This window comes from unidentified bacterial endosymbiont (assembly GCF_918797525.1).
Classification (GTDB): domain Bacteria; phylum Pseudomonadota; class Gammaproteobacteria; order Enterobacterales; family Enterobacteriaceae; genus Enterobacter.
Genome location: NZ_OU963893.1, coordinates 1,541,453 through 1,555,779, shown reverse-complemented (window position 1 = coordinate 1,555,779; position 14,327 = coordinate 1,541,453). Strand labels below are relative to the sequence as shown.

Sequence of the window (14,327 nt, the reverse complement as noted above, 5' to 3'; positions counted from 1 at the left end):
ACTAAAAAATGATCTAAAACAAAAACCACCTTTTCGGATGAGTCGCAATGGACACAATTTTGCCACTCAGATCCCGTTTCAAGAAACATGTGTGAAAATATTAATAAACAAACTTGCAACATACCAGCTGGTCAGACCTATACTCTCGCCACTGGTCTGATTTGTATGTCATACCGCAGACCCTACACTTCGCGTTCCTGTTACGGTATGTAACAATTATTGAATAAAAATAACTCAATGAGGTTATGGTCATGAGCCAGAAAACCCTGTTTAAAAAGACTGCGCTGGCAGTCGCAGTGGCAATCGTCTCTACGTCCGCCTGGTCAGCGGGCTTTCAGCTAAACGAATTTTCTTCCTCTGGCCTTGGCCGCGCGTATTCCGGGGAAGGTGCAATTGCTGATGACGCAGGTAACGCAAGCCGTAACCCTGCACTGATCATGATGTTTGATCGTCCAACCTTCTCCGCCGGCGCCATCTTTGTTGATCCGGGTGTTGATGTGTCCGGTCGTTCCCCAACGGGCGCGAGCCTGAATGCGAACAACATTGCACCAACGGCATGGGTTCCAAACCTGCATTTCGTGGCACCGATTAACGATCAATTTGGCTGGGGCGCATCCGTTACCTCTAATTATGGATTGGCGACCGAGTTTAATAATAACTACGCCGCAGGCGCCTACGGCGGTACAACCGACCTCGAAACGTTAAACCTTAACCTGAGCGGTGCTTATCGTCTTAATAACCACTGGAGTTTTGGCGTCGGCTTTGATGCGGTTTACGCCAAAGCGAAGATTGAGCGCTACGCGGGCGATTTGGGACAAATCGTTGCAGGCTCAGGCGCATTGCCGCCAATACCAGGCCTGGCACAGCAGGTAGCGGGGATCCCTGCCAATTCTCAGATAGCGTATCTGAAGGGTGACGAGTGGGGCTTTGGCTGGAACGCCGGTATTCTTTATGAAATCGATAAAAACAACCGTTACGGCTTTACCTACCGGTCTGAAGTGAAAATCGACTTCGACGGCGATTATAAGAGCAGCCTGCCTTCCGCTTATAATCAGATCCTCGGTAGCTTCGGCCTGCCAATGGGCACCGACGGCCGCACCACGGGGGGTTCTCTGAGCCTTAACTTACCGGAGATGTGGGAAGTGTCCGGTTACAATAAAGTGGCGCCACAGTGGGCGGTTCACTATAGCCTGACCTACACCAGCTGGAGCCAGTTCCAGGAGCTGAAAGCGACGAACAGCAATGGCGATACTCTCTTCTATAAAGATGAAAGCTTCCGTGATGCTTACCGTATTGCGCTGGGTACAACCTATTATATGGATGACAACTGGACGCTGCGTACCGGTATCGCATTTGATGATAGCCCGGTTCCGGCGAATAAGCGCTCTATCTCAATTCCGGATCAGGATCGTTTCTGGCTGAGCGCGGGTGCAACCTATGCATTTAACAAAGATGCCTCAATCGATGCCGGTATCTCTTATATGCATGGTCAGAAAGTGACCTTCCAGGAAGGCCCGTATGAATTCTCTTCTGAAGGGAAAGCGTGGCTGTACGGTATGAACTTCAACTACGCGTTCTAATTCGCGCATACATGAAAAAGGTGAGCGCTGCTCACCTTTTTCATTCATTCCGAATCAATATCTTTTAATTCGTTTTCGATCGCTTTCGCGTTTGGATTTTCTTCCGGCTTCAGATTACCGCCGTTCGCAATAAAGTCGCGATTCTGGAAATACGCTTCACGCACCAGAATGTACGGGTCCGAGGACTGACGCAGCAGGCCGTCGGAGTCGAGCAGTTGCGCACGCGATTCAATCCCTTCAACCGTCCATTTACCGATCGACAGCGGCCAGGTCAGCCACGACAGCACCGGATAAAGGGTATCCACCATATCGCCGCCGTCCTCACGGACGGTGAAACTGCCATAGAATGGCAGGTGAACATAAGGACCATAACCCACGCCATAATGCCCTAAGGTGCTACCAAAACGGTGTGGCTGCTCACGCTGCAGCTTCTGGTTTGCCATACCGGCTACATCGATAAAACCGCCCATCCCCAGAATGGTGTTCAGGAAGAAGCGAGTAAAGTGCACCATCCCCTGATAAGGGTCACCCTGCAGGAAGAAGTTCACCATTACCGCAGGTTCTTCCAGGTTACTGGTGAAATTGCTTAACCCGTTACGCGCAGGCTGCGGAACGTAATCACGCCATGCCACTGCGACCGGGCGAACCACATAGGGATCCAGTACGTTGTAGTTAAAGCTATACATAGAACGGTTAAATCCTTCGAGAGGATCTGAGCGTCCCGTTTGTTCTCCAGAGCTGGCGCAGCCCACAAGCATCGTTGCACCCAGCGCAAGCGCCGACAGCCGAAGTTTCATAAATGTCTCCCTGTTCAGTATGGCTATCGTTGATTGCCATCCGTAACGGAGCGTGTGACGCTCCGCCTGTAAACGTGCAAGCGATTGTAACAGCACGGTTACCGATGTCTATGAGCACAATGACGGGTAGAAACCACCGTCACGCTAATCTCAGCATAGCCTGGCTTTTGCAATTCGTTTCGCGGGTGATTTTATAATGACTTTGAAAGAGATGTATCGCCTTTATTGCCATTGACGACGATTTAAGAGCATCCCCACGGGCAATTCATTAAAAGCCGCTACGCTTAAAAGAAAGCTTTTTTTGTCGGAGCGGATATGAAGGACGTTATGGAAGAAAAAATTGGCGAGCAAAATGAAGAAGTCGAAGTTGAAAGCGAGGAGAAAAACCGTGGGGAGAAGATAGAGGTTGATGAAGATCGCCTGCCTTCGCGGGCAATGGCCATTCATGAGCATATTCGCCAGGACGGCGAAAAAGAGATGGAGCGTGATGCCATGGCGCTGCTGTGGTCAGCTGTTGCAGCCGGTTTATCCATGAGCGCTTCACTGCTGGCTAAAGGGATTTTTCATGTACAGCTGGAGGGTGTGCCCGGCGGATTTTTACTGGAAAATCTTGGTTATACCTTCGGCTTTATTATTGTCATTATGGCGCGTCAACAGCTGTTTACTGAGAACACCGTCACCGCCGTATTACCGGTTATGCAAAACCCAACTCTCGGTAATTTCGGTTTGCTGATGCGCCTGTGGAGCGTGGTTTTGCTGGGGAACCTCATTGGTACAGGCATCGCGGCATGGGCGTTTGAATATATGCCGATATTCGATGAACCCACCCGCGATGCGTTTGTAAAGATCGGCATGGATGTGATGAAGAATACACCTGTAGAGATGTTTTCCAATGCCATAATCTCCGGCTGGATTATCGCCACTATGGTGTGGATGTTTCCCTCGGCGGGGAGCGCAAAAATTGTGGTCATCATTTTGATGACCTGGCTAATCGCGCTGGGGGATACAACCCATATTGTGGTGGGCACCGTTGAAATTTTGTATCTGGTCTTTAACGGCACGCTTCACTGGAGCGATTTTTTCTGGCCGTTTGCCCTGCCCACGCTTGCCGGTAATATTTGCGGCGGGACCTTTATCTTCGCGCTGCTAAGCCATGCGCAGATCCGCAACGATATGTCCAACAAGCGCAAGGCTGAGCTTAAGGCTCAGGAAGAAAATGATAAAAAGGCAAAAAAATCGGCCTGAATGGTGACTCTTTGAGCAGTCAGGCGGCGATGAGCTTAACGCACAGTGGAAATAACGTTATACTCGTGCCGCCTCGTCCCCTTAGTTAAATGGATATAACGAGCCCCTCCTAAGGGCTAGTTGCAGGTTCGATTCCTGCAGGGGACACCAAATGCTCGTCTCTCAACGTCCACTTTATTTAATCTATTCAGTTAGTTAACTCAGCTTCATAGTCCACCCGCGTCTCCAGTAGTCTCACAAAATCCACAGTGCCATGTTGGTACAATTGCTGGTATGTTTGGTTCGATAATGCAGATACCATCAGCCGAGGATTTTTACTATGCCGCTCACTGAGTTAAAGGTAAGGAATGCGAAGGCTGCTGTGAAGCCCGTCAAAATGACAGACGGTAATGGTATACATCTTTTGATTACCCCAAACGGTTCCAAATACTGGCGTTTTCAGTATCGCTTTGGTAGCAAACAAAAGATTCTTGCACTCGGTGTGTATCCTGAGGTCACGTTATCAGAAGCCAGGCAGCGGTTCGGTGAGAACAGCATTAACTTCACGAAGAATGATGGAAACTGAAAAATATCACCTCAACTGAACCCAATAATTAACAAGCTCAGTTCTCATAGGAATTACAAAGCATATATTTTATGCGCAAGCGTTAGCGTAAGGGACTATTTCTAAAAAAAACCAGCAGCCTTTCACAGTTAAAGAAAAAATTCCTGCTTGCCATGATATTAATAGCAATTTTTCTCGCAGGACTCATTTATACCATTTGCAGTGGTACACAAGAAAACCTTGTTGCGCCTTCAATTACGCTGTAGCAGGTTTCGTTATTTTATATATATATTCGTACCTTTGAAACCTGCATTTAAAGCTTACAGGTTCATGAAAAAGCATGGTCATTCATTGTAGGTATCAGATAATGACTTAATGACCCATGTGTCATTGTAGACTTCAATGAATGGCGCTTTCCTACTCATTTCCTTGATATGATACCGCGAACATAACCCTGTTTAAGTAACCCTATGCTGTCGGTTTTGCCATACACAAGGTTCGCAAACCGTTAAGTCCATGCAAAACCAACATGCCTCCAAAGGCTGTCCCTATGATTGCCCCTGACGCAAGGGAAGCTCCAATCACCAAAATACCTGCTATGACCTGAAGACCGTTGAGCCCTACCCCAACGCCATTGATCGGACGGCCTGAATTAGGCAGTCAGGTATTTGAACTACATGGCATCAGCCCCGGTTCGGCCAGAGCAAAAGCATTGCCACAATGGCACCTCAGAGAGGCTACCAGATGGGCGCTCATGAAAGAACCGGGGTTCTCACCAGCACCATGAAAGCGCTGAAACGCACGGCAAGCCCGTCGGAGTAATCTTCCACAGCGATCAGGGCAGTCATTATAAACAGGCAGTTACTGTGGCGATACCGGAGCGTTTTTTGTTTCAGTGACCGGTTTTATAAACCCTATGCAGACAGGATAACTGCTATGTTGGTTATCCTCCGTAATCGCTATCTTGCTTATAGCATCAAGTCGCAGCTGCGGCCACAGCGCTAGCACATGAGTAAACGAACTGAGAGTGCAATTATCCTCTGACTTGCCGATGAGTAATGCTCCCGAATGATGTATGTCGGAGAGTCTGATATCAGCGTTATAGATATTAGGTTTTACTTTATTACTCCAGGGTGTGATGATTTTGGGCCTGGACGGTGCATAAAAAGTAAGCCACTCAGCCAGGTGTTCCCCGCCTACATAACGTAGAGGAGTACCGTAACGCTTTTGCCACAGTTGCTCAACTTCAAGGCTGAACGGGATGATATAACGCATTTTTTGCCCCGCCCCCCGCACATTCGTTGCCATAACCAGGCTGTATCCAAGCAGAACCAACACAGCGGTACTCATGAGTACTAAAGCAGGACCTCTTAACGTTTGTGCCACAGGGGGGACGGCGCAGGCGACAACGAGTGCCGGTGACAGTATGAAAAAAGGCTGAAGCCATTCCGTCAGCCGTCCTCCGTGATGAAACATAAACCACAACCAAATCAATACCTGAGGTAGCAAGACTACCAATATCAGGACGCTTGTATTAGTTTCGGTTGGCCATCTGAGCTGAATTTTTTTCAACCGCAATATCCACCATAAAACCAGTAGCGGATAATAAATAGTGAGCAGCTTTAAAAATATCCCTGGATTGAACTCCCGCCTTATCTGTGAGTCCACCCAGTTAAACGCAGCGAATTCATGCTGCTGCAACCAGAAGAAGTTTGGAACGATAATTGCGAAACCAGTAAGAAGCGCCACATAGAATATTGGCTGCCGGTAACACATCCGAATCTTTGGTACAACCAGTGTCGCGATACATACCGCACCTACAAATGCCAGTGTCGAATATTTGGCCATTGTTCCCAATCCGGCGGTTAATGCAAATAGCAGCCACCATGCAGGGTGGCGAGTTATCGCCATAAAGAAGAACAGCGTCATCCATGGCCACAGCATAACAAGTAGATAGTTATCATTATAACTAATTATATCGAAGTTGATGATTCCGGACAGATTAAGAGTGAACAGCGCGAGCCAGGCCAGACGGTTACTATTACTGAGGTATCTGGCGAGAAACCAGCAACCAGCCATCCCGACAGCAATTGCCAGAAAATGTGTGATATACCAGTAAGCGCTTAAAGAGATCGCCGGAAACCAGAGTGCCGGACGCCATACCATACCTACCAGCCAGGGATTTTTCGGTGATCCCCACTCAGCATTTTGCGCCCAGTTCAGTGCTTCCACGGCGTCGTAGGGAACTGCAGGGTCCAGATAGATTGTTGCCAGGGTCCAAAAGAAAGCATATAAGCTCACCCACCCAATTAAACGTACCGTAGTCAAGAGTTTCCCCTGATAAAATAATGAATTCCGTTTCCTATTCTGGAGAAGCCATCGTATATCTCAGTTAAACAAAAACCAATTAATGGCACGATTAAAAGCAGCCTAAGGTAAAAGACCGATGGTCGTAATTTGTTAAAGAAACAGAGCCTAAAGCCATTCAACTGATATCCAAAACCATCATACTTTACCCACACTTTACGTGTTGCACTACAATATGGGTAATTCAGGTTTACCACTCATGTCCCGTTTCTTCATACGATTAAAAGAGAGGAAGCAATCTTTCTTTTTAGAAAAAAAATAATCCAGCCTATGGCTTTGCGCATGAAGGTGAAAATCCAAAATAGATATACCCTAAATAATTCGAGTTGCAGAGAGGCGGCAAGGGAGTGAATCCCCGGGAGCGTACATAAGTACGTGACTGGGGTGAACGCGTGCAGCCAACGCACATGCAACTTGAAGTATGACGGATATAAACAGGCTTAAATCACTTTAAAATACAGATTACGGCGCAGGTTCCTGCACCGGGGGCGGTACATAAGTGCGGATAGCTTCCAGAACCGGCATAACCAGACGCTCTCCCTGGTACAGCCCTAAACTCATCCTCAGCGGCTCGGGGTTGCGCGCCCAATTATTAAGCTGGTCGGCATCCTGGCGCAGAACCGATACGGCAGCGGCTTTCGGGCCATAGTCGGTCATGGGAATACGGTTATAGTGGGCGATATCAAAGCCAATACGCTGGATAAGGGCATGGTTATTCCATGCGCTACTGAGCAGGGCTAAGACACCTGCCAGAGTGAACAGACTTAATGCACAGCGCCTGACGCGCTGACGCGGCGTCAGGCCAGTACTGTCCGGGAGTAGCGGGAGAATAAAGTCGGGCAGCGAGGCGCTCGTCGCCCCTTCACTGGCTGGCTGCCAGCCCGTCACCCGGTTCAACGCTGTCAGATCTGATAACCAGCGGGTCCAGACGGAGCCATCGCGCGCGCCGTCAAGGCGTGGCATTAACCCCCAGAGCACGGCGGTGGGCATAACGACAGGCATATCCGTAGTTGCATCGATAAACACGGCTTTGACATGTCGATAGAACCAGCTCATCAGGCTATTCATCTGAACCTGTTGTTGCATCGCCATGGTGCCACCCGTGGTAACCCACGACGCAATAGATGATGATACCTGAGATGCCCGCCAGACCCAGACGCCCTCACCGGGTAACGCCGCCTGCCACAGTACATCGTTGGTCATCGCGCTTCCCTCCTGCCCGTTCAATACCAAAGGAATGGATTGACCTGTTTCTTTGCGCAACTGGCAGATTTGCCCGCGCAGTGAGAGCAGACGGCGGGTCATCAGCGCCATATCCGTGTGCTGCTGAGGGCAAATGGCAACCATCACCGACAGTTGTGGCCCCCATTCAGGGCGAAGCCACAGCAGCTGGCGAGCCACGCGGTCGAGATCCTGATGATTATCGACCCTGATCCAGCATCCCTGGCTGACGATCAACACGGGGCTATTTTGCGGCCAGGGATGGGTTAAATCGCCGCAAACCAGCACCACAGGCTGGCGATATGCCGCATCAGGCAGGTTATCCAGCACAATATCCGACCGTTCTTTATCACGTTGACCGACCGCAAAGCCAATAATAAGGCTCCAGACGCTCAGCGTCAGCAGAAGCGCAACCAGCATGGAAACCGGGAGAAACGCAAAGCAAATGATGGCCGTAAGGAGCATTGCCCATAGTGCCAGCAGACGGTACTGTGCTGAACTCATTTTTTTACTCCTGACAACAGAGCGCTCAGCGTCCGATCCAGCCAGAGGTCCAGCCCATACCATAGCGCTACCAGCAGCAGAACGCTGAACAGGACGCATGCCGGCCAGCTGAACAATATCCCCCTTGCTCCCCGGCCAGCCGGTACGTCAGCGAGCACGGGATGCGTCTGCGGATAAGTAAACGGCGGAACCAGTACGTTCAAAGCATCAACCAGTTTCTTTCTCTGCGGATCGTTGAGTGAACGGTAAACGCCCAGAAAACCCAGCATCATGACGCGGTGAAAACAGATCAGCACCGCGATATCCGGCGCAGGCTCATGTAAAACCTCCCGCATACGGTTACAAAGCTTATTACCCACATCCCCTGTTCCGGCAAAATGTTCCTGCAGCGATGTGTCATACCACTGTATGAAGGCATCATCTTCGACTCCACGCCCCTTTACAGCTTCATCAAGAAGGGCGCATTGCGCATAAAGGATATGTTGGCAGTTGTCATCACTCATTCCTGCGGCTTTAAGCCTCTCCTGAACACGCTCCACATCTTCTACGCAGCGTTCCCACAACACCCGTCCTTCTCCATCGTGAAAAGAGGGGCCGTGGCGCAGACTAATGGTTTGCAGCCAGGTGTCTTGCAGCAATGCATCGATTTCCCACAGCGGTTTGTCGCTCATGTTCTTAGTACCGCAGTCCGTTCACATTCATATTCTCCCAACATGCCCGGCATAAAGATCGTCACCGACCCTCTTTTCATTCCGCAAACTGCCAGCCATTTGTCATCCTTTATTGTCGCCATTTACGCTTTCAGACAAAACTTATTCCCGGGCGATGATAGAATAATGGTCGACTCAAGATCAAATTTACCGACCTTTCCTCCTTGATAAGAAATTTCTTAAGAATTTTCCTCTAAATGTTAATGATATTTTGTTCTGGCCATTCAGTAAAAGACACTGACATACCTCATAAAATCCAATATTTATAGCGAAAAAGCTAAAGCTTTGAGAATAATATTAAAAATCACCACTATTATTGATTTAGATCAATGCTTAATTCTTCAAAATACCCAGCTAAATGTGATTGTTACATTCCCTTTGAGGAAGCCTGCGGACGGCGAGAGGCGGATGAGAGGAAAATTCAGAGCGGAATCAAACATCACATCGACTGGCGCTTTTTTAGTCAAAAACGATCGATAGCACATACCGTATAAAGGATGCTACATTATGCTATCCACCCAACGTCAGTAATGGCCAGGTAACGCCGTAAAGATCGGTAAAGCCTGCAACCATGACCTTGTCTTACGGTCTACTTAGCACGTGGTTTCGCCTCAGGCGTTACTTTCACAGGCTTTACATAGGTTCTACAATTTGTCTCAATCCAAATTTACACGCGCGTTTTTACACCCGCGTTACTGGTTTACGTGGTTTGGTCTTGGGGTTCTTTGGTTGCTGGTTCAGCTTCCTTACCCTGTCATCCGTATCCTGGGCTCTAAACTGGGCAGCGCATCGCGGTTTTTCCTTAAGCGGCGAGAATCTATTGCCCTTAAAAATCTCGAACTTTGCTTTCCGCAGTACAATGCCCAGCAGCGCGAAAAGCTGATTGCAGAAAATTTCAAATCTATCGGTATGGCCTTGCTTGAAACCGGTATGGCCTGGTTCTGGTCTGATGAACGAGTGCGTAAATGGTTTGATGTCGAAGGACTGGAAAACTTAAAACGTGCACAGGCGCAAAATCGTGGCGTGATGGTTGTCGGCGTTCACTTTATGTCGCTGGAACTCGGCGGACGTGTAATGGGCATTTGTCAGCCGATGATGGCAACCTATCGCCCGCATAACAGCGCGGTAATGGAGTGGGTGCAAACGCGCGGTCGTATGCGTTCTAATAAAGCCATGATCAGCCGAAATAACCTGCGCGGTATGGTGGGTGCCTTGAAAAAAGGTGAAGCCGTCTGGTTTGCGCCTGATCAGGATTACGGGCGTAAAGGCAGCAGCTTTGCCCCTTTCTTTGCGGTTAAAAATGTTGCGACAACAAACGGTACCTTTGTAATTTCCCGTCTCTCAGGGGCAGCAATGTTAACAGTGACGATGGTGAGAAAAGCGGACAAATCCGGCTATCGTCTGCATATTTCACCTGAGATGGCTAACTATCCTGCTGAGGAAGGTGAAGCCGCCGCATTCATCAATAGAGTGATAGAAAAAGAAATTATGCGGGCGCCTGAGCAGTATTTGTGGATGCATCGCCGCTTTAAAACGCGCCCACCAGGCGAATCTTCACTCTATATCTAACCCCTTCACAAGGTTAGTTTCCCTAAGAAACTAACCTTTTCAATCACCTGTCATTACCTTCAATAACGATTCCGCTAATGCGTCGCTCAACGATGATTTATTGCGCGCTGAAATCAAACTGTCGCCGTTCCCCGACACTCGTAACTATCAGAAAGTATTTAAAAAATCCCCCTCTTGTCACCCCTAATTTTTAGGCGTACATTAGCGCCATCTGGCAACAGGAAAGCACAGAATTCTGAGCTGAAATTAGCGGCATGTGGACTGCTCAATTGCAGCTCTATCATCAGGTGAACTCGGTTTTTAAGTGCGTACCCTTAGATACGCGGAGCGATGAACGTGAAATATTTCTTTATGGGCATTTCGGTGATTGTTTTGGTGTGGGCCGGAACCTTTGCCCTGATGATCTAGCGAAGCAAGCACAGTTTAAAAACAGGCGTCACCCGTGGCGCCTGTTTTTTTTGCGTTATTACGACAGGGGCTATTCCACCGTGCTCTTACCAGAAAGGAGCCCGTCGGCCCGGAACATACTCTTGATGCCCCTCACCGCCTGACGAATGCGGTCGCTGTTTTCTATCAAAGCAAAGCGCACATGCGTGTCGCCATATTCGCCAAAACCAATGCCGGGAGAGACGCAGACCTTCGCATCCTGCAGGAGCTTCCTGGCGAATTCCAGCGATCCCATCGCCGCATACGGTTCAGGAATTTTTGCCCAGACATACATCGACGCCCTGGGTATTTCCACCATCCAGTCGGCTTCATGTAAGCCTTTCACCAGCACATCACGGCGACGTTTGTACTGCGCGGCAATATCGTGGACGCACTGCTGGTCGCCCTCCAGCGCAGCAATAGCCGCCACCTGAAGCGGCGTAAAGGTACCGTAGTCGTGGTAACTTTTGATGCGCGCCAGCGCGTTGACCAGCGTCTTGTTACCCACCATAAAACCAATACGCCAGCCTGCCATATTGTAGCTTTTCGAGAGGGTGAAAAACTCAACGGCCACATCGCGCGCGCCTGGCACCTCCATAATGGAAGGCGCTTTCCAGCCGTCATACACTATGTCTGCATAGGCGAGATCGTGCACGACCAGTACATCGTAACGTTTAGCCAGCTCGACAACTTTCTCGAAGAATTCCAGTTCCACGCACTGCGCCGTTGGGTTCGACGGGAAGCCGAGGATCATCATCTTTGGTTTTGGGTAGCTTTCACGAATGGCGCGTTCCAGTTCGTTAAAAAAATCGACACCGTCCACCAGCGGCACGGAACGCACCTGCGCACCAGCAATCACCGCACCGTAGATATGGATCGGGTAACTTGGGTTGGGCACCAGCACGGTATCGCCATGATCAAGAGTTGCCAGCATCAGGTGGGCCAGCCCCTCTTTCGAGCCAATGGTAACAATGGCTTCGCTTTCAGGATCGATATCCACCTGGTAGCGATCCTGATACCAGCGGGAAATGGCGCGGCGTAATCGAGGAATACCGCGAGAGGTTGAGTAGCCGTGGGTATCCGGACGCTGAGCGACCGTGCAGAGCTTCTCAACGATATGCGCGGGCGTTGGGCCGTCAGGGTTGCCCATGCTGAAATCGATAATATCTTCGCCACGCCGACGCGCAGCCATTTTCAGTTCCGCTGTAATATTGAAAACATAAGGGGGGAGACGATCGATACGCGTAAAACGACGTTCAGGACTGAATTCAGCCATAGATTCCTCAGATTAACGTGAGCGCCCGGACCATCCGAGCGACGCTGCCACCGATGCGGCATGTTTAGAAAATAACCTGAAAAAAAAGGTGCTGTCGAGAGCGAATGTGAAAAAAACATCTCTTGCTAAAACAGGACCCCTGGTGCCGAGAAAAGCGGAAGCGATGTAGCAGTAAGCCTGATTTAATACTTGTTGATTAACACAATGCTATCAAATCCGTTACCTGACTGTTCTCCGACAGCCAAAAAGGGGATAAACCGACAATGCGCTTTCGATCCCCTTTGCAAGTTATGGTTTTTCCTCATTTGATAAACCTGACGGATAGCTGGTCAACAGGCGTCAGGTTTTCTATCATGATTGTTTCCCGTTTTCCCAGGTTCACTTGTGCACGAAATATTCACTATGCTGCTGGCGGTCTTTGATCGCGCGGCATTAATGCTAATCTGCCTGTTCTTCCTCATTCGCATTCGCCTGTTCCGCGAGCTTTTGCATAAGTCTGCGCATTCGCCAAAAGAGTTGCTGGCCGTTACCGCCATCTTTTCGCTGTTTGCCCTGTTCAGTACCTGGTCCGGCGTTCCTGTAGAGGGGTCGCTGGTCAACGTGCGTGTCATTGCGGTGATGTCTGGCGGGATTTTATTTGGCCCCTGGGTAGGCATTATTACAGGCCTGATTGCCGGGACGCATCGTTATCTGATTGATATCGGCGGGGTGACGGCGATCCCCTGCTTTATCACCAGTATTATCGCCGGAGGGCTCTCCGGCTGGATTAACCGTAAAATCCCCAAAAAGCAGCACTGGCGCGCCGGGATCGTCGCAGGCATGATGTGCGAGACGCTGACGATGATCCTGGTCGTGGTTTGGGCACCGACAACCGCGCTGGGCCTGGATATTGTGTCAAAAATCGGTGTACCGATGATCCTCGGCAGCGTCTGCATCGGATTTATCGTACTGCTGGTGCAAAGCGTCGAGGGGGAAAAAGAGGCCAGCGCCGCGCGTCAGGCTAAGCTGGCGCTCGATATTGCCAACAAAACGCTACCGCTGTTCCGGGACGTAAACGCCGAATCCCTGCGCCAGGTCTGCGATATTATCCGCCGCGATATACATGCTGATGCCGTTGCCATTACTAACATTGACCATGTGCTGGCCTACGTTGGCGTCGGGGAAGATAACTATCGTGACAGTGACGACACAATTAGCCCCACCACCCGCAAGGCGATCAATTACGGGAAAATCATTATTAAAAACAACGATGAAGCCCACCGAACCCCTGAAATTCACTCTATGCTGGTCATCCCTTTATGGGAGAAAGGCGTGGTGACAGGCACGCTAAAGATTTACTACTGCCACGCGCACCAGATAACCTCCACGCTGCAGGAGATGGCCATTGGGCTGTCGCAAATCATCTCCACCCAACTGGAGGTGTCCCGTGCAGAACAGCTGCGCGAGATGGCAAATAAGGCGGAGCTGCGCGCGCTACAAAGTAAGATCAATCCCCATTTCCTGTTTAACGCCCTGAATGCGATCTCCTCGTCCATTCGCCTGAATCCGGACACCGCGCGCCAGCTGATTTTCAATCTTTCACGCTATCTGCGCTACAACATCGAGCTTAACGATGACGAGCAGATAGACATCAAAAAAGAGCTTTATCAAATCAAAGACTACATTGCGATTGAGCAAGCGCGCTTTGGCGATAAACTCACGGTGATTTACGATATTGATGAAGAGGTGAACGGCGTGATCCCGAGCCTGCTGATCCAGCCGCTGGTCGAAAACGCGATTGTCCACGGTATACAGCCGTGTAAAGGGAAAGGCGTGGTCACCATCAGCGTAACCGAGAGCGGCAACCGGGTTCGTATTGCGGTGCGTGATACGGGCCATGGTATTGACCCGAAGGTGATTGAACGCGTTGAGTCCAATGAGATGCCGGGCAATAAAATTGGCCTGTTGAATGTGCATCACCGGGTCAAACTGCTGTACGGCGAGGGGCTGCATATTCGTCGCCTTGAGCCGGGAACTGAAATTGCGTTTTACGTTCCGCATGAACGGGTTGCCGTTCATGCGCCGATATCCTTGCTGCCGTAGGCCGGA

The 14,327-nt window shown here is 49.9% G+C and carries 9 protein-coding genes, 1 tRNA gene and 2 pseudogenes; 7 read left to right on the top strand and 5 right to left on the bottom strand.

Features of this window, described 5'->3' with window-relative positions:
* Positions 1 to 245: 245 nt before the first annotated feature.
* Positions 246 to 1,580: a long-chain fatty acid transporter FadL gene (gene fadL / locus NL510_RS07420; protein ID WP_494546344.1), complete on the top strand. Its 1,335-nt coding sequence runs from the start codon at positions 246 to 248 to the stop codon at positions 1,578 to 1,580.
* Positions 1,581 to 1,624: 44 nt separating this feature from the next.
* On the opposite strand, the gene mlaA is transcribed toward fadL, so the two are convergent.
* On the bottom strand, positions 1,625 to 2,377 hold the full coding sequence (gene mlaA / locus NL510_RS07415; protein WP_253383052.1) for a phospholipid-binding lipoprotein MlaA: 753 nt from the start codon (positions 2,375 to 2,377) through the stop codon (positions 1,625 to 1,627).
* A gap of 315 nt (positions 2,378 to 2,692) precedes the next feature.
* Between mlaA and NL510_RS07410 the strand changes: the two genes are divergently transcribed.
* The 3 genes and pseudogenes from NL510_RS07410 to NL510_RS07400 all read left to right on the top strand — a co-directional run.
* Entirely contained in the window at positions 2,693 to 3,622 is a 930-nt protein-coding gene (locus NL510_RS07410) for a formate/nitrite transporter family protein (protein ID WP_253383050.1), read from the top strand.
* A gap of 75 nt (positions 3,623 to 3,697) precedes the next feature.
* Positions 3,698 to 3,772: transfer RNA gene (locus NL510_RS07405), tRNA-Arg, on the top strand.
* 169 nt (positions 3,773 to 3,941) lie between these two features.
* Positions 3,942 to 4,142, top strand: a pseudogene (locus NL510_RS07400) (Arm DNA-binding domain-containing protein); the annotation flags it as partial.
* A gap of 885 nt (positions 4,143 to 5,027) precedes the next feature.
* Here the strand turns inward: NL510_RS07400 and NL510_RS07395 are convergent.
* The 3 genes and pseudogenes from NL510_RS07395 to tssL all read right to left on the bottom strand — a co-directional run bounded on the left by NL510_RS07395 (position 5,028) and on the right by tssL (position 8,929).
* Positions 5,028 to 6,494, bottom strand: a complete 1,467-nt coding sequence (locus NL510_RS07395; RefSeq protein ID WP_366518939.1) for a glycosyltransferase family 39 protein — start codon at positions 6,492 to 6,494, stop codon at positions 5,028 to 5,030.
* 504 nt (positions 6,495 to 6,998) lie between these two features.
* Positions 6,999 to 8,258, bottom strand: a pseudogene (locus NL510_RS07390) (OmpA family protein); the annotation flags it as partial.
* Positions 8,255 to 8,929: a type VI secretion system protein TssL, short form gene (gene tssL, locus NL510_RS07385; protein ID WP_253383048.1), complete on the bottom strand. Its 675-nt coding sequence runs from the start codon at positions 8,927 to 8,929 to the stop codon at positions 8,255 to 8,257. The pseudogene NL510_RS07390 and the gene tssL, both read right to left, overlap by 4 nt.
* 690 nt (positions 8,930 to 9,619) lie before the next feature.
* Here tssL and lpxP point away from each other — a divergent pair.
* Positions 9,620 to 10,537: a kdo(2)-lipid IV(A) palmitoleoyltransferase gene (lpxP, locus tag NL510_RS07380; protein ID WP_253383046.1), complete on the top strand. Its 918-nt coding sequence runs from the start codon at positions 9,620 to 9,622 to the stop codon at positions 10,535 to 10,537.
* 336 nt (positions 10,538 to 10,873) lie between these two features.
* Positions 10,874 to 10,945, top strand: a complete 72-nt coding sequence (gene ypdK / locus NL510_RS07375) for a membrane protein YpdK (protein ID WP_099458937.1) — start codon at positions 10,874 to 10,876, stop codon at positions 10,943 to 10,945.
* 70 nt (positions 10,946 to 11,015) lie between these two features.
* Here the strand turns inward: ypdK and alaC are convergent, their stop codons facing one another.
* Entirely contained in the window at positions 11,016 to 12,239 is a 1,224-nt protein-coding gene (alaC, locus tag NL510_RS07370; protein WP_253383044.1) for an alanine transaminase, read from the bottom strand.
* A 384-nt stretch (positions 12,240 to 12,623) separates the two neighbouring features.
* On the opposite strand from alaC, the gene NL510_RS07365 reads away from it, so the two are divergent.
* Complete coding sequence (locus NL510_RS07365) at positions 12,624 to 14,321, top strand: sensor histidine kinase (RefSeq protein ID WP_253383042.1); 1,698 nt, start codon at positions 12,624 to 12,626, stop codon at positions 14,319 to 14,321.
* Positions 14,322 to 14,327: the final 6 nt, after the last annotated feature.

Bases quoted from the DNA above. Each gene is read 5' to 3' on its own strand.
- fadL (WP_494546344.1), top strand. From the start codon at position 246: ATGGTCATGAGCCAGAAAACCCTGTTTAAAAAGACTGCGCTGGCAGTC.
- tssL (WP_253383048.1), bottom strand. From the start codon at position 8,929: ATGAGCGACAAACCGCTGTGGGAAATCGATGCATTGCTGCAAGACACC.
- alaC (WP_253383044.1), bottom strand. From the start codon at position 12,239: ATGGCTGAATTCAGTCCTGAACGTCGTTTTACGCGTATCGATCGTCTC.
- mlaA (WP_253383052.1), bottom strand. From the start codon at position 2,377: ATGAAACTTCGGCTGTCGGCGCTTGCGCTGGGTGCAACGATGCTTGTG.
- NL510_RS07410 (WP_253383050.1), top strand. From the start codon at position 2,693: ATGAAGGACGTTATGGAAGAAAAAATTGGCGAGCAAAATGAAGAAGTC.